24 protein-coding genes are annotated in these 26,000 nt (G+C 71.1%); 5 read left to right on the top strand and 19 right to left on the bottom strand.

Annotation, left to right across the window (positions count from 1 at the left end; all coding sequences use genetic code 11):
• Nucleotides 1-2: 2 nt before the first annotated feature.
• The 6 genes from ACH34S_RS03075 to ACH34S_RS03050 form a co-directional block, all read right to left on the bottom strand.
• The gene (locus tag ACH34S_RS03075) at nt 3-2,693 is read right to left on the bottom strand and encodes an oligosaccharide flippase family protein (RefSeq protein ID WP_395950817.1); all 2,691 of its coding nucleotides are present in this window, start codon (nt 2,691-2,693) and stop codon (nt 3-5) included.
• Nucleotides 2,690-3,910 carry a glycosyltransferase gene (locus tag ACH34S_RS03070; protein WP_395950816.1) on the bottom strand — a complete coding sequence of 407 codons (1,221 nt, stop codon included), beginning with the start codon at nt 3,908-3,910 and terminating at the stop codon, nt 2,690-2,692. Before ACH34S_RS03070 ends, ACH34S_RS03075 begins: the two co-directional genes overlap by 4 nt.
• 9 nt (nt 3,911-3,919) lie before the next feature.
• Nucleotides 3,920-4,993: a polysaccharide biosynthesis protein gene (locus tag ACH34S_RS03065; RefSeq protein ID WP_395950815.1), complete on the bottom strand. Its 1,074-nt coding sequence runs from the start codon at nt 4,991-4,993 to the stop codon at nt 3,920-3,922.
• Between the two features lie 2 nt (nt 4,994-4,995).
• Nucleotides 4,996-6,141, bottom strand: coding sequence for a DegT/DnrJ/EryC1/StrS family aminotransferase (locus tag ACH34S_RS03060; protein WP_395950814.1), 1,146 nt, complete (start codon nt 6,139-6,141; stop codon nt 4,996-4,998).
• A 3-nt stretch (nt 6,142-6,144) separates the two neighbouring features.
• Entirely contained in the window at nt 6,145-7,566 is a 1,422-nt protein-coding gene (locus ACH34S_RS03055; RefSeq protein ID WP_395950813.1) for a hypothetical protein, read from the bottom strand.
• A 106-nt stretch (nt 7,567-7,672) separates the two neighbouring features.
• Nucleotides 7,673-8,335, bottom strand: coding sequence for a response regulator (locus tag ACH34S_RS03050; RefSeq protein WP_395950812.1), 663 nt, complete (start codon nt 8,333-8,335; stop codon nt 7,673-7,675).
• Nucleotides 8,336-8,581: 246 nt separating this feature from the next.
• Between ACH34S_RS03050 and galE the strand changes: the two genes are divergently transcribed.
• Both galE and ACH34S_RS03040 read left to right on the top strand, forming a co-directional pair.
• Nucleotides 8,582-9,586, top strand: a complete 1,005-nt coding sequence (gene galE / locus ACH34S_RS03045) for a UDP-glucose 4-epimerase GalE (protein ID WP_395950811.1) — start codon at nt 8,582-8,584, stop codon at nt 9,584-9,586.
• 180 nt (nt 9,587-9,766) lie between these two features.
• Nucleotides 9,767-10,981, top strand: coding sequence for a hypothetical protein (locus ACH34S_RS03040; RefSeq protein WP_395950810.1), 1,215 nt, complete (start codon nt 9,767-9,769; stop codon nt 10,979-10,981).
• Nucleotides 10,982-11,049: 68 nt separating this feature from the next.
• On the opposite strand, the gene ACH34S_RS03035 is transcribed toward ACH34S_RS03040, so the two are convergent.
• Genes ACH34S_RS03035 through ACH34S_RS03025 form a run of 3 tightly spaced genes read right to left on the bottom strand, consistent with a single transcriptional unit; the run spans nt 11,050 to nt 12,613 of the window.
• Nucleotides 11,050-11,811, bottom strand: a complete 762-nt coding sequence (locus ACH34S_RS03035; protein WP_395950809.1) for a methyltransferase domain-containing protein — start codon at nt 11,809-11,811, stop codon at nt 11,050-11,052.
• Nucleotides 11,812-11,858: 47 nt separating this feature from the next.
• A complete protein-coding gene (locus ACH34S_RS03030) occupies nt 11,859-12,236 on the bottom strand; it encodes a hypothetical protein (RefSeq protein WP_395950808.1) in 378 nt (125 codons plus the stop codon).
• The gene (locus ACH34S_RS03025) at nt 12,215-12,613 is read right to left on the bottom strand and encodes an ATP-binding protein (protein WP_395950807.1); all 399 of its coding nucleotides are present in this window, start codon (nt 12,611-12,613) and stop codon (nt 12,215-12,217) included. Before ACH34S_RS03025 ends, ACH34S_RS03030 begins: the two co-directional genes overlap by 22 nt.
• A 203-nt stretch (nt 12,614-12,816) precedes the next feature.
• Here ACH34S_RS03025 and ACH34S_RS03020 point away from each other — a divergent pair, with 203 nt between their 5' ends.
• The 3 genes from ACH34S_RS03020 to ACH34S_RS03010 are packed head-to-tail and all read left to right on the top strand — an operon-like array spanning nt 12,817 to nt 14,012.
• Entirely contained in the window at nt 12,817-13,611 is a 795-nt protein-coding gene (locus tag ACH34S_RS03020) for a Scr1 family TA system antitoxin-like transcriptional regulator (protein WP_395950806.1), read from the top strand.
• Complete coding sequence (locus ACH34S_RS03015) at nt 13,602-13,787, top strand: DUF397 domain-containing protein (RefSeq protein WP_395950805.1); 186 nt, start codon at nt 13,602-13,604, stop codon at nt 13,785-13,787. The genes ACH34S_RS03020 and ACH34S_RS03015 overlap by 10 nt, the downstream gene beginning before the upstream one ends.
• 36 nt (nt 13,788-13,823) lie before the next feature.
• Nucleotides 13,824-14,012 (top strand): DUF397 domain-containing protein, encoded by a 189-nt coding sequence (locus ACH34S_RS03010; RefSeq protein WP_395950804.1) that lies wholly within the window; start codon nt 13,824-13,826, stop codon nt 14,010-14,012.
• 37 nt (nt 14,013-14,049) lie between these two features.
• On the opposite strand, the gene ACH34S_RS03005 is transcribed toward ACH34S_RS03010, so the two are convergent.
• From ACH34S_RS03005 to ACH34S_RS02960, 10 genes are read right to left on the bottom strand one after another with little or no spacing between them, the layout of a single operon-like run.
• A complete protein-coding gene (locus ACH34S_RS03005; protein WP_395950803.1) occupies nt 14,050-14,490 on the bottom strand; it encodes a hypothetical protein in 441 nt (146 codons plus the stop codon).
• Between the two features lie 10 nt (nt 14,491-14,500).
• Nucleotides 14,501-15,538, bottom strand: coding sequence for a class I SAM-dependent methyltransferase (locus ACH34S_RS03000; protein WP_395950802.1), 1,038 nt, complete (start codon nt 15,536-15,538; stop codon nt 14,501-14,503).
• Nucleotides 15,535-17,049, bottom strand: coding sequence for a hypothetical protein (locus ACH34S_RS02995; protein WP_395950801.1), 1,515 nt, complete (start codon nt 17,047-17,049; stop codon nt 15,535-15,537). Before ACH34S_RS02995 ends, ACH34S_RS03000 begins: the two co-directional genes overlap by 4 nt.
• Nucleotides 17,046-17,963 (bottom strand): hypothetical protein, encoded by a 918-nt coding sequence (locus ACH34S_RS02990; protein WP_395950800.1) that lies wholly within the window; start codon nt 17,961-17,963, stop codon nt 17,046-17,048. The genes ACH34S_RS02995 and ACH34S_RS02990 overlap by 4 nt, the downstream gene beginning before the upstream one ends.
• A complete protein-coding gene (gene asnB, locus ACH34S_RS02985; protein WP_395950799.1) occupies nt 17,960-19,864 on the bottom strand; it encodes an asparagine synthase (glutamine-hydrolyzing) in 1,905 nt (634 codons plus the stop codon). The genes ACH34S_RS02990 and asnB overlap by 4 nt, the downstream gene beginning before the upstream one ends.
• Nucleotides 19,865-19,868: 4 nt before the next feature.
• Nucleotides 19,869-20,885 (bottom strand): hypothetical protein, encoded by a 1,017-nt coding sequence (locus ACH34S_RS02980; protein ID WP_395950798.1) that lies wholly within the window; start codon nt 20,883-20,885, stop codon nt 19,869-19,871.
• Nucleotides 20,882-21,655 (bottom strand): methyltransferase, encoded by a 774-nt coding sequence (locus ACH34S_RS02975; protein ID WP_395950797.1) that lies wholly within the window; start codon nt 21,653-21,655, stop codon nt 20,882-20,884. The genes ACH34S_RS02980 and ACH34S_RS02975 overlap by 4 nt, the downstream gene beginning before the upstream one ends.
• Nucleotides 21,648-23,780: an aminodeoxychorismate synthase component I gene (pabB, locus tag ACH34S_RS02970; RefSeq protein WP_395950796.1), complete on the bottom strand. Its 2,133-nt coding sequence runs from the start codon at nt 23,778-23,780 to the stop codon at nt 21,648-21,650. Before pabB ends, ACH34S_RS02975 begins: the two co-directional genes overlap by 8 nt.
• A complete protein-coding gene (locus tag ACH34S_RS02965) occupies nt 23,777-24,976 on the bottom strand; it encodes a sulfotransferase (RefSeq protein ID WP_395950795.1) in 1,200 nt (399 codons plus the stop codon). Before ACH34S_RS02965 ends, pabB begins: the two co-directional genes overlap by 4 nt.
• Entirely contained in the window at nt 24,973-25,695 is a 723-nt protein-coding gene (locus ACH34S_RS02960; RefSeq protein WP_395951426.1) for a hypothetical protein, read from the bottom strand. Before ACH34S_RS02960 ends, ACH34S_RS02965 begins: the two co-directional genes overlap by 4 nt.
• Nucleotides 25,696-26,000: the final 305 nt, after the last annotated feature.

The following is a 26,000-nucleotide window of genomic DNA, read 5'->3' as shown; positions in this document are numbered from 1 at the left end:
GGTCACCCCTTGGTCGTGCGCGGCGAATCGGTGGCGGAGGTGCTGGTCAGGGAGAGCTTCTTGACGTGCTGGAACCAGACCAGCAGCGCGGCCGTGGTGGCGACGAAGGACAGCGAGGTGGCGACCGCGGCGCCGGTCGCGCCGTGCGCCGGGATCAGGACGGCGCCGAGGACGACGACGGTGACCAGGCCGATGCCCTGCCCGGTGGAGGCGGCGCCGGGCCGGCCGACCCCGTACAGGTAGGCCATGATCAGCCCGGTGACGCCGAACGTGACGACGCCCGCGAGCCGGATGTAGGTGGGGACGACGGCGTCGTCGAACACGTCGCCGAAGACCCACGGCAGCGCGGTCCCGGCGATGAGCGCGAGCGGCAGCGCGGCGAGCACCGACACGGCGAGCGCGGGGAGGATCAGGCGGGACGTCCGTTTCGTCGCGGTCTCCCGGTCCTCCTTGGCGAAGTCGGGATACAGGACGTAGTTGACCGCGAGCCCCGGCAGCTGCACCAGCTCGGCGAACTTGCTCGCGACCGTGTAGACGCCGAGGACCTTCGGCCCGGCGAGCGCGCCGAGCAGCGCCATGTCGAACCGGAGTTGCAGCAGGTCGATGAGCTGGCCGAGGTAGCCGCGGAACCCGTAGCCGGTGATCGTGCGGCCGAGCTTGCGGTCGGGGCGTCCCCAGCCGGAGAAGAACCCGCGGCAGGCGAGCCGCCGCGCGATCCACGCCGCGGCGGCGAGGTCGGCGAGCACCAGCCCGGCGATCAGCGCGCCGGGCCCGTACCAGCCGGTCAGCAGGACGAGGTAGATCGGCAGGAACACGAACTCCTCGACCGTGATGGCGAGGCTCGCGCCCGGCTGGTCGTCGGTGCCCTGGAGCAGGCCCTTGCCGACCGACACGAAGCCCTGCGTGAAGGCCGGGATCGCGGCGGCGAGCGTGACCCAGATCCCGAACGACTTGAAGAACACCAGGAAGAACAGCGGGCTGAGGGCCAGCCAGGCGACACCGGAGATGGAGGCGCCGACCACGGTCAGCCAGGCGAGCGTGGGCCGCACCCGGCGCTGGTCGTAGTCCTTGCGCGCGAGGAAGAACGGCGCGGCGGCGGGCAGCCCGGCGTTCGACAGATGGCACAGCAGCCCCGGCAGGACCCTGACCAGCGTGAACGCCCCAACGAGCTGCGGCCCGCCGATCCGCGCCACCATGATCGTCGCGATCCCGAGCGAGGCGAGCGCCCCGACCCGTCCCGCCATGTTCCCCGCCACCAGCGCCACCAGCCGCCGTCGCAGCCGCGCCGCACTCGTCGCAGCGGTGTCGGGCGGCGGGTCTTCCTTCTTGGACCGCTTCTTCCTGGACGGAGAAGGTGGCGCGATCAACGCGCTGCCGGGCGTCACCCCACGATCAGGAACGGGTTCGCGACGCCCGAAGAAATGGAGCGCGGCGATGAGGCCGAAGAACGCCCAACCATGCCGGTAATGCAGCGTCTCGTAGAACAGGCCCGAGATGAGGAAGACGGCGACGAGCGCGCCGAACAGTTCCGGGCGCGGCACGAGCCGCGCGTACTCCCTGGTCAGCGCGTTCCGCCGCCCGATCCGCACGCAGTACAGCAGCAGGACGAACACCAGCACGATCAGCGCGACGCCGCCGAGGAAACCGCGCTCCAGCACGGCGGCGACATAGTCGTTGTGCGCCTCCCGCACATATGTCTCCTGCCGCACCCGCATCGCCGCTTCGGTCTCTCCGGCGCCGATGCCCCACGGGTGGGTCTGCTCCTCGATCATGGTGATCGTGGTGCCGAGGACGGTGCTGCGCGAGTTGGTGCTCTCGCCGGTCGTCCGGCCGATGGAGTCGCGGAGGATGGGGGACGTCTCGCTGGCCCGGTCCAGGAACGGCTGGATGTCGACCGTCGTGACGACGGCGACGCCGCCGCCTCCGAGGAACACCGCGAGCGAGGCGACCGCGATCGCGTGGTGCGCCTTCCCTTCCCGGAACAGCCGGAACAGGTAGCCGAGCAGGATCGCGATGAGGAGCGCGAGGAGGCCGCCGTTGGAGCCGGTCAGCAGCTCGGCGGTCAGCAGGACGCCGCAGACCGTCCACCGTTTCCACGCCGTGCCGGGGAAGCGCGTCGCGCGGGCGATGAAGAAGACGCAGATGAACCAGTTGGACGCGTAGTTCGCGTCGCCGAAGGTGAACATCGCGCGCTCGCCGTCGACCTGCTTGCCCGACAGCGCGTCCTGGCCCAGCACGAAGCCGGTGATCATCACGAGCGCGTAGAACGTGCCGATCCAGACGAACGCGCGGAGGGCGAGGCGCAGATGTCCCGGCTCGCGGCCGAGGTTGGCGACGCTGACCGCCCACAGCAGCACGAACAGGTCCTTGACGAGGGTGAGCGCGCCCGCGTCGTTGACGACGGCCGCGATACCGCCCGCGATGATCGTCAGGAGGGTCGGGATCAGGAACGGCCACCGGATCGGCAGCTTCCGGGTGCCCGCCCACAGGAACGTCACCACGGTGACGCCGACGAGCGCGAGATCGGGCAGCCCGGTGTTGCCCGGACCGGGCGGGAGCCCGGCGGGCATCAGCATCGGCAGCGAGGCGATGCCCGCGACCAGCACGGCCGACGTCGACCGCATCCGCCGCTTCAGCGGGGGTGGCGGAGAACCGGCAGGCGCCCTGGCCGGGGCCTCGATGGTCGCTGTCATGGGCGCTGCGAGCTCCCCCGGTAGGTCTCGTCCAGGACGGTCCCGAGGTGCGCGGGCGAGAACCAGTCGCCGACCCGCTCCCGGGCCCGCTCCGCCATCCGCGCGGCGGCGGACGGGTCGTCCAGCAGCGCCGTGATCGCCCCGGCGAGCCCCGCCGGGTCCTCCGGCCGGACGAGCATCCCCGTCTCACCGGCGAGCACCAGGTCCTGGTTGGACGGGACGGCCGTCGCGATCAGCGGGATGCCCGCCCCGATCGCCTCGACCAGCACGCACGGCAGGCCCTCCCACCGGCTCGCCATCGCCATCACGTCGAACGCGGGCAGCACGTCGGCGACGTCGTCGCGGTGCCCGAGCCAGCGCATCCGCTCCTCGATGCCGAGCCTGCCGGTGAGCCGCTCCAGCTCGTCGGCCATCGGGCCGCCGCCGACCCACAGGCCGAACACGTCGTCGGGCAGCCGCGCGAGGGCCTTCGCGAAGATCTCCGGGCCCTTCTGGAACGTCAGCCGCCCGATCGACCCGACGACCTTCACGCCGAGCGGCAGGTCGAGGCGGCGGCGGGCCTGCGCGCGGGACCCGGGCGCGGAGGCGTAGGCGCCGACGTCCACGGCGGGCCACGACAGCCGCACCCGCTCCGGCGTGGTCAGGCCGAGGCGGAGCGCGGTCGTCACCGTCTCCGACCCGATCGCGAGGAACGCGTCGGTGCGCTTCGCCGCGATCTTTTCGAGCCGTATGTATACGCGTCGCCGCGCCCACGACTGGAACTCGTTGAACGGGAACCCGTGCCAGGTGTGCACGATCCGCGGCACGCCCGCGCGGGCCGCCGCGACGCGTCCGATCACGCCGCCCTTCGCGCTGTGGGTGTGGACGACGTCGTACCGCCCCTCCGCGAGGACGCGCGTCAGCGTGCGCAGCGCGGCCATGTCGTCGCGCGGCGAGATCTGCGGCACCAGCGGCCCGACCTGCACGATCTCCATCCCGGCGGCGTGCGCGCGGGGGGTGAGGTCGCCGGGCGCGGCGTTCGCGACGGCGTCGTCCCCGTAGCGGACGTCGTCGCCGGCCGCCACAGCGGTGCTGTCCATGCCGACGCCACCGGTCACGATCGCGCGCTCGTACTCACCGGCGGGCAGGGCGAGCGCGCCGTTCAGCGCGACCTGGCCCGCGCCGCCGTTGAAACGGGTGATCACCGTGGCGACGCGGAGCTTCCTGGTTGAACTCACGGGCACACCTCACAGGGCCGGAAGGGTCGGGCCGGGACGCCTGACCGGGTGGTATTCGGGCAGCAGCCGGCGGAGCAGGAGGCGCACCGCGGCGGCGTCGCCGGATCCGGCCGCCGCCTCCAGCGCGTCCAGCAGCTGGGGGAGCCCGGCGGGCGGTGCGGCGGGACGGGTCGCCCAGATCTTCGGGTGCGCGGTCCGGATCCGGCGCTCGGAGTCGGCGAAGGCCTGCTCGGCGAGCTTCTCGCCGGGCCCGAGCCCGCTGAACCTGATCGTCACCTCCGGCAGCCTGAGCTGCTGCGCGTACCGGTGGACGAGGTCGATCACGGGCACGGGGCGGCCCATGTCGAGGACGAACGTCTCCGCCTCCTCCGCCATCGCCGCCGCCTCGATCAGCAGCCCGGCCGCCTCCTCCACCGTCATGAGGTGCCGCGCCGCCTCCGGATGGGTGATCATGACGGCCTGCCCGGCCGCGATCAGGTCGGCGAGCACGCTCAGCGGCGGCCCGGCCGCGCCGATGACGCTGCCGACGCGGACGGCCGCGAAGCACGTCGGGCCGCCCGTCGCCGTCCGCAGCAGCAGCTCGCCGAGCCGCATCGTCGCGCCGAGCACCGAGGTCGGGACGGCGGCCCGGTCGGAGGACACGAACACCAGCCGCCGCACCCCGTGCCGCACCGCGCCGTCGATCACATGCCGGGTCGCGAGGACGTTGTCGGCGACGCCGCCGCACGGGTCGCCCTCCACGTCCGCGAGCCCGTCCCGGGCCGCGGTGTGGAACAGCAGGTCGGGACGGGTCTCCGCGATGGCGCGGTCGACGCGGGCGGCGTCGCGCACGTCCATCTCGGCGGCCGTGACGGCGACCAGCTCCGCCGGCTCCAGCCGCTGGAGCTGGTCGCAAAGGGCTCGCCCGACGGCCCCGCACGCGCCGGTGACCAGCACCCGCCGGCCGCGCACGAGCACGCGCCCGCGCGGGCCGGCGAGGTCCACCTCGTCGCGCCCCATGAGCAGGGCCAGCGGGCTGGCCGGTGCGGGGACGCCGACGTCCCGGTCGCAGCCGGGGTCGCGGCGCGGCAGTAGCCGTCGCACGGTCAGCCCCGGGTCCGCAGTGCCTCGGTCAGCGCGGCGATGACGCGGTCCTGCCCGTCGGCCGTCAGCCCCGGGTACAGCGGCAGCGACAGCAGCTCCTCGCCGACCCGGTCGGTCACCGGCACCCGCGCGCACTCGTCCGCGCCGAGGAGTTCCCGGTAGGCGGTCATCTGGTTCGCCGGGATGAAGTGCACGGACGTCGCGACGCCCGCCGCCTCCAGCTCGCCGCTGATCGCGTCCCGGTCCTGGACGCGGACCTGGTAGAGGTGCCAGGCGTGCCGGACGCCGTCCAAATTCCGCTGCGGCAGCACGAGCCCCGGCAGCCCGCCCAGCGCCGCGTCGTACCCGGCGACGATCTCGGCCCGCCGCTCCTGCCAGCCGGGCAGCGCGGCGAGCTGCGCCCGCCCGATCGCGGCCTGCACGTCGGTCATGTTCGCCTTCAGCCCGACCGTCTTCACGTCGTACCGCCAGCTCCCGCCCGGCAGGTACCGCCGCCAGGAGTCCTTGCTCATCCCGTGCAGCCGCATCGCGCGGACCCGGTCGGCGAACTCCTCGTCGCACGTCGCGACCGCGCCGCCCTCGCCGATCGGCATGTTCTTGGTGGCGTAGAAGGAGAAGCAGGCCGCGTGCGACTCCGACCCGACGGGCTTGCCGCCGCGCGCCGCGCCCGGCCCGTGCGCCGCGTCCTCGATGACCCGCGCCCGCTCCAGCCCCGCCGCCTCGGCCAGCGCCGCGACGTCCACCGGATACCCGCCCTGGTTCTGGACGATCATCGCCGCCGCCTCGCACCGCCCGGCCGCCGCGGCGACGGTCTCCGCGCTGGGCACGAGCGTGTCCTCGTCGATGTCGACGAGGACCGGCCGGTGCCCCGCGTGCAGGATCGCGTTGATCGCGCCGCAGAACGTCAGGCTCGGCGTGAGCACCGCCGAACCGGGCGGCAGGTCCAGCGCGCGCAGGCACAGCTCCAGCGCGGTCGTGCACGACGCGACGCTCACCACGTGCGCCGCGCCCAGGTAGTCGGCGAACTCCTGCTCGAACGAGGCGGTCTGCGGCCCGGTCGTGATCCAGCCCGAGTCGAGGACCTTGACGACGGCGTCGGACACCTCGCCGGCGAGCGACGGGATCGTGAACGGAACGGACGAACTCATGCGCTACCCCTGCTTCCGGTTCGTGATCTTGCGGGATGTGGCGATGACGCCGAGCAGCGGCCAGCCGGACGCGGCGATCAGGTCGCGGACCGTCTCCAGCCCCGCCACCGTCGTCACCGGCCCGACCGCCACGACGACGCCGACCAGGTCGCCCGCGCCCGGGTCGATGTCCTCGAACGCGTGCACGTGACACAGCTGGCGGAACGGCACCGGCTGGGTGATCTCCGACGGGGACACCTCGCCGGACTTCTTCGCCATGACGGCGGTGCCGCCCGAGCGGACCACCGACGTGCTCTTCTTGCCGCCGGACCCGCCGCTGTTGAGCGATGGCCCGCCGCCCTCGGGCGCGCCGGGCTCGTCGTCCGGCGCCCCGCTCTCGGGCCGGGGCTTCGCGGCCTGCGCGGCCTTGGCGGCTTGGGCGGCCTTGGCGGAGACGAGCTTGGTCTCGTCCCCGTACACCGCCGACGCCACCGACGACACGAGCGAGGCGGGCAGCGGACCGGGCGCCCCGACCACCGTGACGCGCCCGACGCCCTCCTTCCTCGCGGCCAGCCGGACGCGCCGCCCGGTGTCCGCGAGCCGCGCCGGCCCCTGGTCGGCCCAGCCGAGCAGGGGCGCGCCGAGCCGCCGCGCGACCCGCCGCTGCCCCGGGATCGTCGGCCGGACCATCTCCATCACGACCGCGATCAGGATCCCGCCGATCAGCCCGACCAGCCCGGCGATCGCCGACATCATCACCGTCGGATCCGACTTCGGCGCCAGCACCGCCGGTTGCACCACCGACGCCGTCCCCGCCGACGTGAGCTGAGTCTGCAGGTCGGAGCGGTTCGAGCGCAGATCCGCCAGCTCCGCCTGCACCCGCTCCCGCTCGTTCGCCGCGCCGATGTCCGGGTTCGGCTGCGCGCCCGCGCGCCGCGACAGCGGCCCGAGCTTGCGCTCCAGTTCCCGGACGCGCTTGTCGATCTCGTCCATCTGCTGCTTGATCGAGCCCTGGTTGGACGCGTTGATCTCCCGGACCACCGCGGCCCCGATGGCGTCGGTCAGCTTCCGCGCGACGACCGGGTCGGCGTCCTTCACCGACAGCTCGACGACCGTCGAGGTCCCGAGCCCGGTCACCTCGATCGCCTTCGCGGTCTTCACGGTCGTCCGGTCCACGCGCTGCTCGCGCAGCACCCGCGTCAGCAGGGTCTCGCCGGTCGCGAACGCCTTCACCTGGCTGACCACGATGCTCACGCCCGCGTCCCCCGGCGCCGCGTCGGTCGCCTTGCTGCTCGCCTGCAGCCGCGACTTCGCGACCGACGCCGGCTCCTGCCCGCTCATCAGCAGCGCCACCAGCGTGACCGGGAGCACCGTCATGACCAGCAGGAGCGCCCAGTAGCTGCGAACCACCCGCGCCGCGACTTCGTCGATCTCCACGATGATCATCCCTCCGGCTCCCTTTGGGCGAGCGTAAGAACGGGCCCCGCCGGAGCAATCGCGCAAAAGACGACCCCGGACTACGCCGTTTGCATCAGGCAGCCGCGCCCCGCGCTCACCCGTCCGAAGGACGCATTCCGGCGCGCATCGCGAGCGTGATCGCCTCCAGCGCGGAATGCATGTCGAGCTTCGCCAGCAGGTTCTGCGTGTGCGTGCGGACGGTGTTCGCCGACAGCCCGAGCCGCTCGGCGATCTCCGCGCGGCCGAGCCCGTCCACCATGCACTGCAGGACCTCCCGCTCCCGCGGCGTCAGCCCGGCCAGCAGCCGCGCCCCCGGGTCCTGCTCGCCGCCGTCGCGCAGCAGCCGCCGGAGCACCTCGCCCAGCAGGTCCGGCGGGATCCAGCCGCCCCGCCACGCCGCCGACCGGATCACCTGCGCGACCAGGTCGGCGCTCCCGGTCTTCTCCAGCCAGCCCACCGCGCCCCGCCGGACGGCCCGCACCATCGAGTCGAGGTCGCTCATCGCGGTCAGCATCACGACCCGGACCTCCGGATCGGACTCGCGGATCCGGGCCAGCACCTCCAGCCCGCTCTCCCCGCCGAGCGTCACGTCGAGGACGACCACCCGCGGGCGCTCGGTGGCGGTCAGCGCGAGGGCGCGCCGCACGTCGGCGGCGATCGGGAGGATCACCAGATCGGGCTCGCGGCTCAGCCGGGCGGCGAGCGCCTCGGCGAACAGCGCGTGATCGTCCACGATGAGGACGCGGATCGGTTCCATGTCCCGACCATGACCGGCGACGGCGCCCGGCGGATCCTGCAAACGCTGTACTTCGACCCCGCGGCGGCCGGGAGCGGACACGGCCGTCTGCCCGCCCCGGCAGAAAGTCGCGTGCGCGGACGCCGATTCGCGGCCCGAGGTTCACTTCCGTCCGGACTCGGTCACCGGGAGTGCGGGCCGTTGACCGGCCGCGGTCGCCTGCTGATTCTGATGCCTGTCATTCGACAGGCAATCAGGGGATGGTCCATGAAAGTCCTGATCACCGGGGGAGCCGGGTTCATCGGCAGCACGATCGCGTCCGCCTTCGCCGAGCACGGCGTCACGCCCGTCGTGCTCGACAGCCTCGTCACGGGCCGGCCGGAATTCACCGACGGCAAGATCTTCTACCGCGGCGACATCGCGGACGGTGACCTGGTCGACGAGATCTTCCAGGCCCATCCCGAGATCGTCGCGACGGTCCATTGCGCGGCGCTGATCGTCGTACCCGACTCCATGGCGGACCCGCTCCGCTATTACCGCGTCAACCTCACCAAGACGCTCGACCTCGCGGGACATCTCGTCCGCAACGGCTGCGACCGGATGATCTTCGCGTCGACCGCCGGAATGTACCGTCCCGAGCCGGATCTCTCCGTCACCGAAACGTCGGCACTGGAGCCCCAGAACCCGTACACGCGCTCCAAAATGATGGCCGAACTCCTCCTCCAGGATTTCTGCAAGGCCTACGGCCTTCGCGTGATCTCCCTCCGCTATCTCAACCCGATCGGCGCGGACCCCCAGCTCCGCACCGGACTGCAGAACAGCAAGCCGACCCACGCCCTGGGCAAGATGATCGAGTGCCACACCCACGGGGCACCGTTCACGATCACGGGCGTGAACTGGGAGACCCGCGACGGCACCGCGATCCGCGACTACATCCACGTCTGGGACATCGCCCGCGCCTTCTACGAGGCCGCCGCCCGCTTCGACTCGATCGTTCCGCCGCGCGGGGAGGGCTCCGGCTACGAGGTCATCAACCTGGGCACCGGCGACGGCACGACGGTCCGCGAACTGGTGGAGGCATTCCGCGAGGTGGTAGGAGACGCCTTCGAGGCCGAAGACGCCCCGGCCCGCCCCGGCGACGTGGTGGGCGCTTTCGTCAACCCGGCAAAGGCGTGGGAATTGCTCGCCTGGAAACCGGAATACACCATCGAGGACGCCATCCGCCATTCCCTCCAATGGGCCGAGCGCCGCCGCGAACTAGACGTGGCCTGACCCACCCGAACAAGTCCGTCCGGTCCTCCCAACACCACCCGGGAGGACCGGACGTCGGCATGTCCGAAAGCCATCCACCCTCCCCGCAATGCACTAAAGTTCCCCCGTGATGACGACCCGGATCGACCAAACCCGAAAAGGCGTGGCCGAATGGGCCGACCGTGACCTCATGACCATGCCATGACCATGGGGAGCCTCCTCGCTCTCGCCATGCTGGCCGCCCCCATCGGTGCCATGGTGGGAGCCCGAATGTGGTGGCGCAGGCGATGGGGAGGCAAGGCGGGCGTGCCCCAGCGCAAGCAGGGCACGAAGGGCGCTCCCGAACTCCAGATCACCCTGGGCGCGCGGGCCTACCGGTGGCCGTTCGGCTTGGCGGTGGGCGGTCCGGCGATCGGCCTGCTCATCAGCGCATCGGCGTTCACGAACGACTACCCGAAGGAAGCGGTCCCGAGAACCCTCGTCTTCTACGGTGGCATCGGCCTCCTGGTCGGCCTGGCCGGTATCGCCTGGGCGATCAGGATGTTCCGGAACCGCCTCATCGTCACCATCGGCGAGGACGGCATCGTGCTGCGCCGCCGCGAGGACGAAGCGACGATCCCGTCAAGCGCGGTGCACGCGGTCGGGCTCACCTGGCCGCTCACCGACCCGGTCTGGACCACCTGGTACGACCCGGCGATGGCGCCGTCCGGCATCGACGCGCTGACCAAGGTCGGGCGGCATGCCGAGGAGGCGGCGGCGACCCTGCTACGGGACCGGACACTGCCCGCCGGATGGCTCGAAGCGGCGCACAACGCGACGACCGAGATACTGGGCGGCACTTGGCGAGTCCTGGACGACCGCGGTCAGGAAGTGCCCGAGCCGCCCCCGCGAGCCCTGTTCGACGCCGGGCGCATCCTCGTGGACGGCACGGGCCGCTACCGCAACGAACGCGGCGGTGCCCTTCTCGCCCAGGCATGCGGCTGGTTGAAGAAGAAGTCGACGGGCGGAGCGAGCTTCTTCTCCGTCAACCCCAACAAGGCGAGCCGGAGCATCGCCCTGCGCGATCCCCACGCGCGCACCGTCCTCATCATCAACCGGTTGGCCCGGACCTGGGGCAAGGAGCGCTTGACCGTCCTCGACGCCGATGGAAAGCGGCTCGGCCAAATCAGCGGGCGCAGAGCGTTGTCCTTGCGCTCGGCCGACCGGACGCGGCTGGGCACCGTCCGCGATCGCGGCGGCCGCTTCGCCGTCGAGGACACCGCCGGCCGGGAGGCCGCCTCGCTGCGGACGAAGAGCCAGGCCGACGACAGCCGCATGTGGCTGGAGATCTCCCCGGACTGTTCCGACTCGCTCCGCCCGCTCGTGCTCGCTCTGCCCATCGCCGTACGCGTCATCCGCCAGGTCCGATCCTCCTAGGGGGCTCGGCGCCGGCCAGTCCGGTCCTCCCGACGCCCCTCAAAAGCCTGGAGGACCGAACGGGCCGGTCAGGGGCGTGTGGCCGCGGTTATGAACATCGGGAGGGCGAAGAACAGTCGGTCGTCGCGGGCGCGTTCTTCCTGCTCGGCGACCCAGGATTTGGCCTGTGCTTCGCTGATCGCGCCCACCGATTGCACCTTGGCGGCGATGTCGGCCAGCACGGGCAGCATCGTCGCGCCGGTGGAGACCGCGGCGTGAACCTCCACGGTGACGTCGGCGAAGCCGGCCTCCTGAAGGAGATGGCGGAGACGCCGGACGATACGGGGTGCGGAGATCATGTCGGCGCGAGCGTGCACGATGGTGCGGGTGAGCGCGGGGTCGTCGGCATCGATGAGGAAGGTGTCCCAGTCCTGCCCGACGAGCACGATGCGTCCGCCGGGGGAGAGCACGCGACGTGCCTCGCCGATCGCGCGGGCGGGGTCGTCCAGCGCGTGGTACACCTTGTCGGCCCGGTAGCCGTGCACCGCGGCGTCCACGAAGGGCAGCTCGTAGGCGTCCGCCACCCGGAAGTCCGCGCCGGGCCAGCGCTCCGTGGCCAGATTGATCATCCGCTCGGCCGGGTCGATCCCGACCGCCCGCGCGCCCTGCTCGTCCATCTCCGCGACCGCGCGCCCGGCCCCGCACCCGACGTCGACCACCGTCGCGTCCGGTGTGAGGCCGAGCAACTCGTAGGAACGTATGCGCAGCTTGCGCATCGCTGGAATGTTCTCCGCGACGTCGAGCTGAGCGATGAGCGTGTCAGGTATGTCTGCCGTCTGCTGCTGATTCACGTCCTCGATCCTGAGACTTAAAGTGCACATGAAGTCAAGCGACCGGCCTACCAGGTGGACGGGAACATGCGGTGCTTGAGGAGACCGTCCAGCTCGGCGGCCGCGTGCTCGACGTCGCCGCAAGGGCAGAGGTAGCCGTGCCTGCCGCGCCCCGCGTCGTAGTAGGCCCAGTTCCCGCCCGGCGTCGCGCGGACGATCACCGGGACGCGGGCGTGCCGGTCCGGGCCGAACGCGAGGACCCACAGGAGCACGGGACGCCTGGGGAACTCATCGACCTGGTAGAGCTTGATGCACCGGTAACCCATGGGCGTGACGGTCATGGCCAGCTCGTCCAGATAGTGGATGGCCGTGGCGCGTCCGAGACGGGTCCGCCACCACAGCAGGTGGCGGCCCGCCCGGACGTTCAGCGGGCGCAACGAGCCCATACGAGCTTTCCCTCCTCGCCGAGCCGCCGGACACCCCAGTCGTGGACCATCTGCGCCATCAGCAGCAGGCCCCGCCCGCTCTCGGCGTCGCCGCCCCCGTCCCGGACGACCGGGAGGGCGGTGCCCTGGTCCTCGACCTCGATGACGGTGAGGGGCTCGGACCCGTCCGGGAAGACGCGGACGACGATGCGCCCGACCCCGACGTGCTTGTAGGAGTTGGTCACCAACTCGGTGACCACGAGCCGCCCGACGAAGTCGTCGTCGTGCCCCAGCTCGCGGAACCGGTCGGTGAGGTAGCGCCGCGCTTTCGCGGGCGCCCGGTCGGACGGCTCCAGCACGAGCGGCGGCGACTCGGGCGCGAGTAGCACTGCGGGCATCGCTGATCCCCTTCCAGCGTGGACGGTGGCTGATCTCGAACGGGGCCAACCCGCCAAACCGGAAGTACCCGCCGCAATCACCCTGTGTGATCGAACGACCACCATCCAGCCACAGGAACGGCTACGATATCTGGGAACCATGGGAGTGCTAACAAAAGACTGACAATTGCTGCCGCACTTCATAACGAGGGTGAAGGGGCGTCATGTCGATGCGCAACAGGGTCAAGCCGGAGTACTTGAGCTTCGGTGCCGAGGTCCGGCGGCTTCGCAAGGCGGCTGGTCTCAACCAGCAGCAACTTGCTGACCTGATCAACGTGACGCGCAGCTACATCACGCAGATCGAGTCCGGCAGGACCCGTTGCCGCCGGGAGACGGCCTTGCGGCTCGATCGGGCTCTCAAGTCCGGCACGACCCTCGTCGAAGCCTGGGACGAGCTACTAGAATCGATCAAGTCCGACAAGTACCCCGAGTTCTTCGCCAACTTCCCGAAGGCCGAGCAGTCGGCGAATATGCTTCGCTCCTACGAGGACAGGGTGGTATATGGGCTGTTCCAAAACGAGGCTTATGCTCGCTTCCTGCTGAACGACGATGACGCTCTCAAGAACAGAATGAGGCGCCAGGAGATTCTGCATCGCGTTCCTGTCCCAAGCATCACTGCGGTCATGGATGAGACGGTTCTTTATCGGGAAGTCGGCGGAAAGGCAATCATGCGGGAGCAGCTTGAGCGCCTCCTCGAACTGTCCGAGATGGACAACGTGAATCTACAGGTGGCACCGATTCGCTACATCCGAGACGTCTGGGCAACGTTCACCATCGCCACGCTGCCGGATCAGCGTCAGGTGGTCTACACGGCCAAAGCGTATGGCGGGGAGACATCGAGTAGTCCGCCTCACGTGGCACAGGCCAACAAAGCCATGGCTACACTGCAAGCCGAAGCGCTGAACGTCAGAGACACGCGAGAACTGATAAGAAGGGTCATTGAGGAAAGATGGAGTTGACCAAGGCAGCCTGGCGAAAGTCGTCGCGCAGCAACGAGTCTGGTGATAATTGTATCGAAATCGCTGGCGTTATAAAGGCTGTGGCCATCCGTGACAGCAAGGACCCGGACGGCCCCAAGCTCATCATCAGTAGCGCTGCCTTTCGACACTTCGCGAACACGATCAAGAATCTATAGCTCATCATCCTGATGAATTGGCGATAGTGAGGCAACATGAACTTAAGTGAGGCGGCGGTCTGGCGCAAGGCTTCGCGCAGCACGGTTCAGAACGATAACTGCGTTGAAATCGCTGCTGCGTCGGACAGCGTCGCGCTGCGAGACAGCAAAGACCCCCAGGGCCCGAAGCTCATTGTGAGCCGTCGCGACTTCCGGCGGCTCGCTGAGGTGCTCAAGGAGCGCTGACGGGCGCGTGTGGTGGATAGCCCGGAGCGTCGTCTCGCTACGGGTTGAGGGTGCGTGCGTGCTGAAGCGCGTCGTTTAGTAGGTGGGTAAGGCGCCGCTTGTCCAATGCGGTCGACATCTGCCAGCCGTCGACAGCGTGCCATCCGTGCTCGGACAGCGGGAGTACGGGCTTTTCGGTTCTGAAGTTGTCGGGGAGTTGCGGCAGCCTGACCATTAGGAAGTGGGTTCCGAGAGCTGTGGCGGCGGCGATTCCGTTGGCTGCGAGGGCGGGAACACCGAACAGCGGGATGATCGGGGCGTCGTCCGGGGCGATTTCTTTGAACCGGGCCTCGAAGTCGGGGTGGGCGCGGAGTACCCATCCATCGAGGGTGTAGACGTGGTCCTCGGGTGTGATGGGGCGACGAGCTCCCGTCCGGAGGTAGTCGAGCAGCACCTGATTGGCCGGGTGGTGGGGCAGGACGGAGTCGCTTTGTTCCACGACGGCCAGTTTAAGGGTTGGTGGTGAAGTGTTGGCGGGGGTGCGTGGACTTCCTGCCTATTCCTACTAGGGCGCGGCGGGGGACCACTACGCGCCAGGTGGACGAGTGGTCGACGTATTCGGTGACGCTCTCCAGCGATGTCCCGTCTCCGTTCGGGTAGCGGAATATCGCCTTCGCCAGCTCGGCCGCCCAGCGGAACTTCTCCGGTGGTGCGAGCGGTTCCGGGGTGTCGTGCAGCCCGTACATGTCGACCAGGTATTCGCCGAGCCGCAGTTCCGCCTCGTCCGGGGTGCCGCCGGTGGCCAGGTAGGGGTCGTCGATCTCCTTGACCTCGACGGAATCGAACCCCGCGGTGACCAGGTAGTCGCGGATCTCGTCGTGGGTGAAGTGCGCGTACTGGTGGCCGGTCGGCGAGTACCGGTCCACCACCTCGCCGAACCATTGGTCGACCGGTGAACCGACGGGAAAGTCGTGCAGGACGAACGTCCCTCCTGGGCGCAGCACCCGGTACGCCTCTTCGGCCACGCGGAGCCGGTCGGCCGGATCGATGTGGTGGGTGCCGTAGGCGAGCAGGACCGCGTCCACCGACTCCGAGCAGAACAGCAGGTGCTCGGCACGCTGGAGGAGGGCGGGCACGCCGGTCGCCCACGCCGCCTCCACCATGTGCGGGGAGGCGTCACAGGTGATGATCTCGGCGTCGGAGATGCCGAGCAGCTCGCTGACCCGCGACAGCAGGCCGTCCCCGCCGAGCAGGTCGAGGACGGTCTGCCGCCCGCTCGGCCGCCGGACCAGGTTCAGCAGCCGCTCGATTCCGTGGAGGCGCGCCTCGATGTTGAGCGACTGCGCCCGGATGTAGCTCGGGCCGCGTCCGCCGTCCGTCTCCGCCGCGAAGTCGTCCCGTCCGGGTGCGGGTTCACCGAGGCAGTGATCGACCCGGCGGGGGTCGATGCGGCCATAGATCTCCGGGTGTTTGAGTCGCAGTTCTTCGACCTGGCGGCGAAGGTCGTTTCCGGGTATGTGGTTCTTGCTCCCAATATCCGGGATCATGACTTCCTGGTCCTTTCCTCAGGTCGCCGTGACAGTTCGTTCAGTAGTCCGGTGAATTGTTCTCGCAGGCTGTCGCATCCCTCTTGGGAGGTGTGGATGAAAGTCGCGCCGATCCGTCCGAAGGGTTCCAAGGCGGTCCAGTAGTGCGGGATGACGCCGCTGGCCCGGCGGAAGTCGAACGAGACGCCGGGATGACGCTCTAGACGGTGGATGAGCCTCTCCGGTGTGATCCCGCGGTAGGTGTCGGAGAGCAGGCGGTCCGTGGCGGTGTAGCAGATCTCCGCGCCGCCACGGGTCAGGCGGCTGTCGTCATGCCAGGTGCCGGGGACGAGGGCCCGGACGGTCCGGTGCGGGTGGGTGGTGCCGGTCTGCCGCAGGTTGATCTCCGTCGCGTGGATCTCCCAGGGCGCCCCGGTCGGCCGGTGGGCGACGAAGTCCACGCCGACATGGCCGCGAACCCCGGCGTCGAGCAGCAGTTCCGCGACGCGCCGGGACAGCCCGATGACCGTTTCCCGGTAGGCGGAGTCGGCGGGGAACCTGCAGCCCACGACCTCGGACGCGTCCCCCAGCTCCTGATCGTGGGTCGCGAGCAGCCGCACCCCGCGATGGATCAGGAGCAGCGCGCTCGGTGACCGCGTCAGGCCCGTCGCGGGCCCATCGAGGAACTTCTCGACGATGGCGCCGTGCTCCGCGACGCCCCGCAGGTACTCGGCGCGGGAGATGTCGGCGGCCAGCGGTCTGAGGCGCTGGTGCAGGCGGGCCCGGATCTCGGCCGGATCCGCCCCGGCGAGGTCGACCAGCGCGTTCCCGTGGCCCGAACCGCAGCCTTCGTTGATCTTCACCAGCCACCGGCCGGAGCCGTGGTGGGACGTGAGGCCCGCCAGCCGGTCGGCGAGGGTGCTCATGTCCCGGGTGGCCTCGTAGGTCCCGGGCGGGTGGGGGATCCGGGCGTCCCGGAAGACGCGCCGGCTTCCGGCCTTGGTACCCAGGGCGAGCGTCCGGCTGGGAGTCTCCGCGGAGTCCAGGCCGAGCGCCTCGGCCAGTTCGTCCATCCGCGCACTGGACTGGTAGCAGGAAAGGCGCTCCACGATATGGCCGCGGTGGCGGGCCAGGGCGACCACCGAGCGGATCCGGCGCAGCAGGAGCGGCCTGGCGAGGAACTTCTCGCTGAGATGGCGTTCGGAGGCGTCGTCCAGATCGATCAGCACGTGCCGGTCGTGGCGGTCCCGGAGGACGGAGTCCGTGGCCGGGTGCAGCCTGAGCAGGTGCTGGATCACCGATGCCGGGACCCTCGGCGCCTGGAGCATGACCAGCGCCAGGTCGGGTTCCGTGGCGACGCTCAGCGACTCCCACAGGCTCCGCACGCACGAGAGCCAATGCCCGGTGCCGTGCTCCATCTCCAGGAGGGAGAACTCCTGGGACGGGCAGCAGACGCGGAGCCTCAGCCTGGGGCGGGCCCGCAGAAGGCCCTCCAGCCGCTCGATTCTCTGGTCGATCTCGCTCCGCGTCATGGCGCGTCTCCGGCCGCCTGGGAGAGCTCCTTTTGGGGTCGCGCGGACCGCACGATCTCGTCCGAGAGTTCGACCATCGGCGCCAGGTCGGGGCCGAACGCCGCGGCCGTGTCCGCCAGGAGGGCGTCGAAGCCGCCGCGGTCGTTCCTGGCGACCGTCTCGTCCAGGGCGATGAGGGCGTCGCGGACGACCGCGCGTGCCTCGGCGCCGTACGGGTTGTCGCGCTGGATGTGCCAGTAGGTGCCCGGGTCGCGGGTCGCGATCCGGGCGAGCAGTGCCATCAGGGCGCGCTGCGGCGGCGTCGACGGGCCGCCCGGTCCGTGGTGGCCGAGTCGCCGCAGCGTGGCGGCGTAGGCCAGCAGCGCCGCGTGGACGGCGACCTGGGTCGCGGCGGCGTGCCGGTCGTGCTGGTCGGCGCTGAGTTCGGTGACCTGCGCGCCCGTCGACCGGAGGAGCGGGCGGAACGCGGCCGAGCGCGGGCCGTCGCGCAGGGGGATGGCGATGACGTGCTGCCCGGCGAAGCCGACGTCCGGAGCGAACATCGGCTCGATGCTGAGCAGTTCGACGTCCGGGCGGACAGCGCACGCGACGGCGGCGTACCGCGACTTCACCGACGTCGTGTCGACGACCAGCGCCCCCGGCGGCAGGGCGCCGACGAGCGGTTCCAGGGCCGGGTACAGCGCCGCCTCCGGCAGGCAGAGGACGAGCACGTCGGTGCGGGACAGCTCGGCGAGCAGCGCGGGCGGCGGGGCGGCGGCGTCCGCGACGAACCAGCGGTCCCCGGGACCCTCCGGGGGCACGCGGTCGGTACCGGTCACCACGCTGCCGTGGGCGGCGAGCAGGGCGCGGAACGTCCGGCCGAATCCCCCCGCGGCCCCGGCCACGACGGCGCGCGGGAAGCACGGCGCGCTCATCGGCGGCCTCCGGTCGATCGTGCTCGGGCGGTGTCGTGTCCGCTCATCGGCGCGGTTCCCTCCGGTGACCAGTCGGCGTCCGGCCTGAGCCGGGACGGCTCGGCGGGCGGTACGGGGACCTCCAGCGCGTGGAGCGTTCCGCACATCCGCTCGAAGATCATCAGCGTCATGTCGGCCAGCAGGCGCTGCGCGGGTCCGCGCGCGGCGGGACCGCCGCGCGCGACGCGCCGGTGGAGCGCGTCGAAGCGGCCGGTGGTGGCCGAGTCCCGGCCCAGGTACGACTCGCGGAACGCCGGGTACACGCGCCGCGCGCAGGCGGCCATGATCGCGTGCACGCTCGACGTGTCGTCGGCCTGCCAGAACAGCACCTTCGGGGCGCCGGTGAAGTCCGGGGGAAGCCACCGCCGGGCGGCGTCGCGCACGATGCGCTTGTTCCAGAACAGCTCCGGATGCAGGGCGGGCGGGATCGCCGCGAGGAACTCGACCAGGCGATGGTCGAGGTACGGCACCCGCGTCTCGACGCCGAAGGCGGCCGCGACGCGGTCCTCGTTCCACAGGTTGTGGGATTGCAGGGCCGTCAGCCGGGCCAGCATCTCGCAGTGGAACGGCGCGTGCGCCCGCTCCCCGGCCGCGGCGGCCGCGCGCACCCGGGGTTCGAGGGCGTCGGCGACGTAGTCCCGCCAGGCCCGGCGCGGCGAGCTGAACGAGGTCGAGTAGCCTCCCGCGAACTCGTCGGCGCCCTGCCCGACCAGGATCACCTTGAGCCCGGGCTGGACGGTCTTGGCGTAGCGATGCAGCTCGAACTTGAAGAACAGCTCGGGCGCGAAGCGTGGCGCGTCCATCGTCCAGACCAGCTCTTCGAGGCTCGCCAGCGAGAAGTCCAGCTCGTCGGCGAAGGTCGCCCGGTCGTAGCGGACCGGGTGGAACGGGAGGCCGAGGGTGCGGGTCAGCCCCGCCGCGCGTTCCATGTCACCCGTGGCGATCGTGGTGGCCTCGCAGACCGAGAAGCAGTGCGGCCTGGCGGTCCGCGCCGCCGCGGCGGCGATCAGCGAGGAGTCGAGGCCGCCGCTCAGGAAGACGCCGGCGGGCGCGTCGGCTTCGAGGTGCAGCCGGATGCTCTCGTCGAGAAGGTCGGCGTACTCGCGCGCGTAGGTCCCGGGAGCGCGCGGCGCCGTCTCGCGCGAGCGCGCGATGGCGGGGAGCAGCGACCAGTAGCGGCGAGGCGCCCCCGCACCGGTCGCGCTGAGGCCGAGCGTCTCCCCGCCGCCGAGCATGGAGACGCCGCGGACGAAGGTCGGCACCCGTTCGTAGTTGACCGCCGTGTACTTCTCGCCGCCGATGTAGCCGTAGTCCAGGTCGGCGGGCTCGACCTCGCGCGGGCAGTCTGGGTGGGCGAGCAGCGCCGTGAGCTCGGACGCGAACAGCAGGCCGTCGCGGAGCCTGGCGTAGTACAGCGGCTTGATGCCGAGCCGGTCCCGGGCGATGAGGCCGCGGCGGTGCTCACGGTCCCACACCAGCAGCGCGTACATGCCGCGGAGCCGCTCCAGGAAGGCCGCGTCGCGGGTCTCCTCGTACAGGTGGACGACGACCTCGCAGTCCGAGCGGCCGGCGAAGGCGTGGCGGCCGGTCAGCCCGGCTCGCAGCGCTGCGTGGTTGTAGATCTCCCCGTTGACGGCGGCGACGATCGTGCCTGTCTCGTCGTACAGCGGCTGGCGGCCTCCGGCGGGATCGTTGACGGCCAGCCTGCGGAAGACGAACGACAGGACCCCGTCGTCGTAGATCCCTTCGTCGTCGGGTCCGCGGCGCGCGAGCTGCGCTCCCATCCGGTGCAGCAGCGCGCGCCGTTCCTCCACGGGCACGGGAGCACCGTCCCAGCGCAGCCACCCGGCCAAGCCGCACATGGCCTCAGCCCTCCGCACCGGCGGCGGCGAGCCTGCCCGTCGCCGCGTCGATCACCGCGCCGACGAAGTCGGCGCCGGCGAGACGCTGCGCGCCGCGCAGGCCGCCGGGGGACCAGAGGCCCACCTCAAGGATCTTGCCGCCGACGATGTCCAGCGCGGCCAGGAACATGCCGTCGGCGGCCAGGACGGGCCCGGCGGCCTCGGCGATCTCGTGGAGGACCTCCGCCGTGCCGTCGTCCGGATCCGGTGCGGCGATCGTTCCGGCCACGCCGAAGTTGCTGCGGATCTCGCCGTCGCGCGGGAGAAGGCGCATCGCCGCGATGCTGCCGCCCGCCGTCAGCGGTTCGCCGTCGAGCATGAACAGCCGCAGGGAGCCGCGCTCGTTCGCCGGCAGGTACTCCTGCACGACGGCATACCCGTGCGCGGCGACGGCCTCGAATATCGGCCGCACGTTCGGGTCCCCCCGGACGAGCAGGAACACGTCCTGGCCGCAGCAGCCGTGCAGCGGTTTGACGATCGCGTCTCCCGCCAGGTCGCCGACGAACTCGCGCGCGGCGTCCACATCACGGGTGATCAGCGTGCGCGGCCGGAGCCGTTCGGGGAACCGGAGCGTGTAGAGCTTGTCGGGACCGGCCAGGGCCAGGCCGCGCGGATCGCTGAGCACGACGACGCCGCTCCGGCGCGCCAGCTCGCCGAAGAGGTGGCCGACCGGCTGCGCCCACGGCCTGCGTAGCGCGTCGAACGCGGGGGTGTTGCGCAGCATGAGCACGTCGAGCTTCTCGACGGCCAGGGGCTCGGGCACGGTCGCGACGACCTCGCGCAGAAAGTCGGCCGGGCCGTCGTGCGGTCTCCTGACGTGCCGCGCGACGGCGTGCATCCGCCCGTCCGGCGCCACCGAGAGCCCGTCGATGTCGACGAAGGCGACGTCGTGACCGCGCCGGGCGGCCTCGCGTGCGAGCGCCGTCGTGGTGTAGATGTCCTTTTCGTCGGCGACGGCGCTGACCAGGAAGGCGACCTTCACCGCACCGGCTCCGAGATCATCATCTCCAGCCGGGCCCCGTCCCGGCCGGTGAAGTACGGATGGGTTCCGAGCAGCCTGAGCCCGCCGTCGCGGATCATGCGGCGGAAGTCCTCGGCCGCCGGGCGTGCCCGGACGTCGTAGGGCTCGCTCTCCTCGGGCGGGATGAAGACGAGGCTGTCGGACGGGTTCACCTCTGAGATGAACAGTCGGGCGTCGGGGGTCAGGAAACGCGCGATGCCGCCGTAGAACGCGCGGTGCGCACGCCATTGCGGATCGCGCGGGCGCAGGTCGTCGTCCGTCAGGCGCCGCGTGGTCGGGTGCCGCGGGTTGAGCGCGACGAAGTTGGGCGGGTTCGCGACGACCAGGTCGAAACGCGCCGCCGGGTCCAGCGGCGCCAGATCGGGGCCGGTGGCCTGGCTGACCCGGTCGGTCAGGCCGTGCGCCCTGGCCGTCAGCGCGGCGCACGCGCTCGCCGCCGGGTTGATGTCGCACAGCGTCAGCCGCCGGCAGAGGCCCGCCGCCAGCAGTGCGAAGCCGATGAACCCCGGCCCGGCGCACCATTCGAGCGCGTGATCGTAGACCGGTTTCACCGAATGCCGCGCGACGCAGTCCACGAAGGCCGGGGTCAGGCGGGTCCCGCCGCCGTCCAGCTCCTCCCGGTAGCGGACCGCGATGTCGCCGTACCGCCAGGTGCGCAGCTCGCCCGGCCGCCGCGCCGGTGCCGTCGCGGTGTCATCGCGGCCCGCCCCCTGCCTCGTGCGCTCAGACATGGGCCTTCTCCGCCGGGCCCTCGATGACGAACGCCTTCTCCGAGTACGGCCGCTCCTGCCAGGCCAGCAGCGCACGCACGATCCCCTGCGCCTTGAGGACGATCTCGTCCAGCTCGGCCTGCGGATCCGACAGCGCGACGATCGCCCCGCCGATGCCGATGCTCGTCCGCTCGGGCGTCGCCACGGCGGTGCGGATCACGATGTTGAGATCTGCCCGGCCGTCGGCGGACAGGTAGCCGAGCGATCCGGAGTAGACGCCGCGCGCGCCGCGTTCGAGACCGTCGAGGATCTCCATGCTGCGCAGCTTGGGCGCCCCGGTCATCGAGCCGCCGGGGAACGCCGCGCGCAGGCAGTCCAGGACGCCGAGACCGTCGGCGAGCCGCCCGCGTACGGTGCTCACCATCTGGTGCACCGTCGAGTACGACTCGATGTCCATCAGGAGGGGGACGTCCACCGTGCCGATCTCGCAGACGCGTCCCAGATCGTTGCGCAGCAGGTCGACGATCATCAGGTTCTCGGAGCGGTCCTTGACGCTGCCTCTCAGCAGGTCACGGGCCAGCTCGTCGGCGACCGGATCGGCCTGGCGCGCCTCGGTGCCCTTGATGGGCTTGGACGTGACGTAGCGCTCCGAGTCGATGCGCAGGAAACGCTCGGGTGAGGAGCAGAGGATGGCCATGTCCCCGAATCGCAGGTAGGCGGCGTACGGGGCGGGGCTCTCCCGGCGAAGCACGCGGTACAGATCCAGGGGCGCCGTGATCGGCGCGGTGGACGCCTGCGTGGTCAGGCACAGCTCGTAGCTCTCTCCGGCACGGATCGCCTCCAGGCACGCGTCGATGTCGCGGAGATAGGCGCTCGGTTCCCGATCGAGCCGGAGCACGAGCGGATCGGCGAGCGCCTCCGGCGGCGGCGCCGGTGGTGGAGCGGGCCGGACGCGGCGGACCTCCCGTTCGATGGTGTCCAGCCACGCGCGGCACGCGTCATCGCCGGAGTCGGGGTCCTCGGTGACGCCGGTGCCGGCGTCGCCGGTTTCGTGGGCGAGGGCGACGGCGTGCACGACACCCTGCTCGTGGTCGAACGCGAGAACCCGGTCGGCCAGAATCCACTGCGCGTCCGGCAGGCCGGAGCGGTGCGCGTTGACGCTGCCGCAGTCGGCCTTGACCTCGTACCCGAAGTAGCCGACGAACCCGCCCACGAAGGGGAGGGTGAGCCGGGACGCGTCCGCCTCCACACGCTGGAGCTCCTCTGCCAGGACGTCGAACACGCAGGCGCGCCGCCGTTCCTCCCGGTCGCCCCGGCGCAGCGTCACCTGCCCGCGCTCGACGTCGTAGGACAGGCACAAGCCGCCCTCGCGCGCCGCGCCGACGAAGCTGTAGCGCGACTGCCCCCGTTCGACCCGGCTGCTGTCGAGCCAGAACGCGGTCTCGGCGTCACCGTAGAGCGCGACGAAAACGTCCTCGGCCTCTGCGGACGTGGCCAGAACACGATGATGGACACGGGACCGGACGGCCGCGCGCCCTCCATCACCGGGCGGTGCCGCGGACGGGACACTGACCCCGGCCAGATCCAGGAAGTTGGCGACGAGCCGATCGCCGTACGCGGTGCAGATCGACTCGGGGTGGAACTGCACCCCCCAGGCCCTGCGCTCCCGATGGCGCACGGCCATCGGGACCCCGTCGGCCGTCCAGGCGGTCAGTTCCAGGACGTCGGGGAGCCGGCCGACCGCCGCCAGGGAGTGGTAGCGGACCGCTTCGAACCCCTGCGGCACGCCCGCGAAGAGGTCCCGGCCGCAGTGCGTGATCTCGCTCGCCCGCCCGTGCACCGGGTCGATCCGATCGACCCGCCCGCCCGCCGCGTGGACGAGGGCCTGGTACCCGAGGCACACGCCGAGCGTGGGAACGTCCAGCTCGGCGAGGATCCGCGCGCACAGGCCCACATCACGGGCGACGCCGGGGTGGCCCGGCCCTGGGGACAGCACGATCGCGTCGGGGGCGAGGTCCCGGACCTCCTCCAGCGACAGGGCGTCGTTGCGCACCACGAGGGGGAGGTCACCGGAGATCCGCGCGAGCAGCTGGTGAAGGTTGTAGGTGAACGAGTCGTAGTTGTCCACCAGCAGGATTCCGGTCATGCCCGGACCGCCGCCGGGTAGCCGAGCCGCTGCAGGGCATCACCCGCGATCCGCTCGAAGTCCTCGATGTCGCGCTCGCTGAGCTCGCGGCGGTAGCGGCCGACCGACGCGTCGTTGACCGGCCGGCCCGCCGCCTCGGCGCTCGGGTGCTCGAACGGGTTGGCCGACAGGGCGTGCTCGGAGTCGGCGTGCCGGAGCACGCGCGCGTCCCAGGGCTCGTCCAGGAAGGCGCAGAGCGGGCGCAGCACCGCTTCCGGATCCGCCACGAGATCTTCGTAGCGAAGCTCGTAGCAGTCCTTTTGCGGTACGACGTCCCGTACCGCGTTGACGAGTCCGGCCCAGCCCGCCGCCGCGTCCGCGATCGAGCGGTACCCCCAGGGCTGGCTGCGCTGGGAGGCGGCCACATCACGGCCGTCGCGCACCACATGCACGAAGCGTGCCCCGGGCCATCTCCGCACGAAACGGTCGGCGTGCGCGATCTCGCGCTGGATCTTGATGCCCCAGCGCCGCTTGCCGGTCGCCGCCAGGCGGGTGCGGCCGATCGCGTCCAGCAGCGCCAGCCGCTGGTCGTAGGTGTCCAGGTCGCTGCCGCTGCGGCGCATCGCCGTCTCGACCAGCCCGCACAGCGCCGCGATCGGGACGCCGCAGCGCTGCGCCTGGCGGGCGAACTGCACCCCCGCCTCGTAGGCGGGATCGGCGGTCCGCACGCCGTGGCCGCGGACGCGCGGATCGTCGGCGAGGAGCAGCCGGCAGCATTCGAGCAGATGCGGTCCGAGATCCCGCGGCTCGGCGAAGTCCAGTTCGGGGCCGACGACCATGCCCGGGTGGGAGTCGACCATGAGGCTCACCAGCGTGGTGCCGGAACGGTTCTCGCCGCCGATGAAGACCGGGGGAGGGGCCGGCGGGGCGCTCATCAGCGACTCGATCAGCACGTCCTCCGTCCGGCAGGTCATCTCGATCACGAGGTCGTAGAGGCGTTCGACGAAGGCACGGTCGAGGCCGTAGCGTTCGCCGAGGTCCGCGGCGCGGTGCTTCACGACGCCGACCCGCTGCGGCTGCATCATCGGGGTCTCGGTACGCGCCTTGAACTCGGCCACGTCACGGCAGATCGCGACGCGGCGCGCGAGGGCGCGCACGATCGTCTCGTCGAGCGCGTCGATCCCGTCGCGGTAGTACTCCAGCCCGGTCACGGTCACCGTCGTCCTCCCTTGGCCGGAGCCTGTGCATGGCGCGCCATGTGCTCAAGGTGCTCGCCGAGTTCGGCGAAGCCGCCGATGACGAAGTACTGGCGCTGGTACACGGCCGGCGTATGCGGGGTGTCCACCGCGGCGCGCGGGTCGAACGGCGGTTTCGGGACGCCCGCGCCGAGCGCGTGATCGAGTTCGCCGGCCGACGACATCAGCCCGGCCCCGTAGGCGCGGACGCCGTCCTCGGAAATCAGGCCGTATTCGATCGTCCACTTGAACCCGTTCCCCAGCCGGGCCGACGCGGCCTTGTCGTGCAGCAACCTGCCCGATATCTCGCCGAACCTCTCCAGGAACTCGCGATAGGCGGCAATGGACAGCAGTGGAGCGTGGCCGAAGATATCGTGGAACATGTCGGGCACCTTGCTGTGTTTCAACTCCGTGCCAGAACGGATATGGACGGTCGTCGGCAACCGGCGGCTGCGCAGCAGTTCGCTGAACACCTCGCCCGGCACCTGCCCGGTCACCGGCTCGACCGTCCACCCGACCGCCGCCCGGAGCCGCTCGTTGAGCCGGGTGAGCTCGGGAATGCGGTCGGATATGCCGAAGGCCTCCAGTCCGGCGCCATGCGATGGATGCCCGCGCTCGCGCAGCGCATCGAGCTGCTGCGAATAGAGCCTTTCCCACGTCGCATGGTCGTCGGCCGTGTAGGAGTTGTATTCCTGAAAAATGATCCATCGCCCCCATTCATCAGCGCCTGGCCGCCGGCCTCGCTCATTGGCGATCCCGACCTGCCCGGGCGGTTGGTGAGCAAACTCCGCTTACTTCTTTTTTGGCCGCATAATGCGTCGGGTTGATCAGAGGTTCCGAGAGCGGGAGTCAGTGCACCGGGCTCGGAGCGACGTGCCTCGCCGGCCCCCGCACGGCGGCACGGGCCTTCCGGCCGTGCAAGCGGCTGGTCATCGTGATCAGCCGCACGGCGGCTGCGGGGCGATGCCCGGGATGGAGACGTTCGGGGCGAATGTACGGAAGAATG

This window comes from Actinomadura sp. 3N508, from assembly GCF_044326375.1.
In the GTDB taxonomy this organism is placed as follows: Bacteria; Actinomycetota; Actinomycetes; order Streptosporangiales; family Streptosporangiaceae; genus Spirillospora.
The sequence above is the reverse complement of the archived record's forward strand: the minus strand, read 5'-3'. Positions and strand labels throughout refer to the sequence as shown.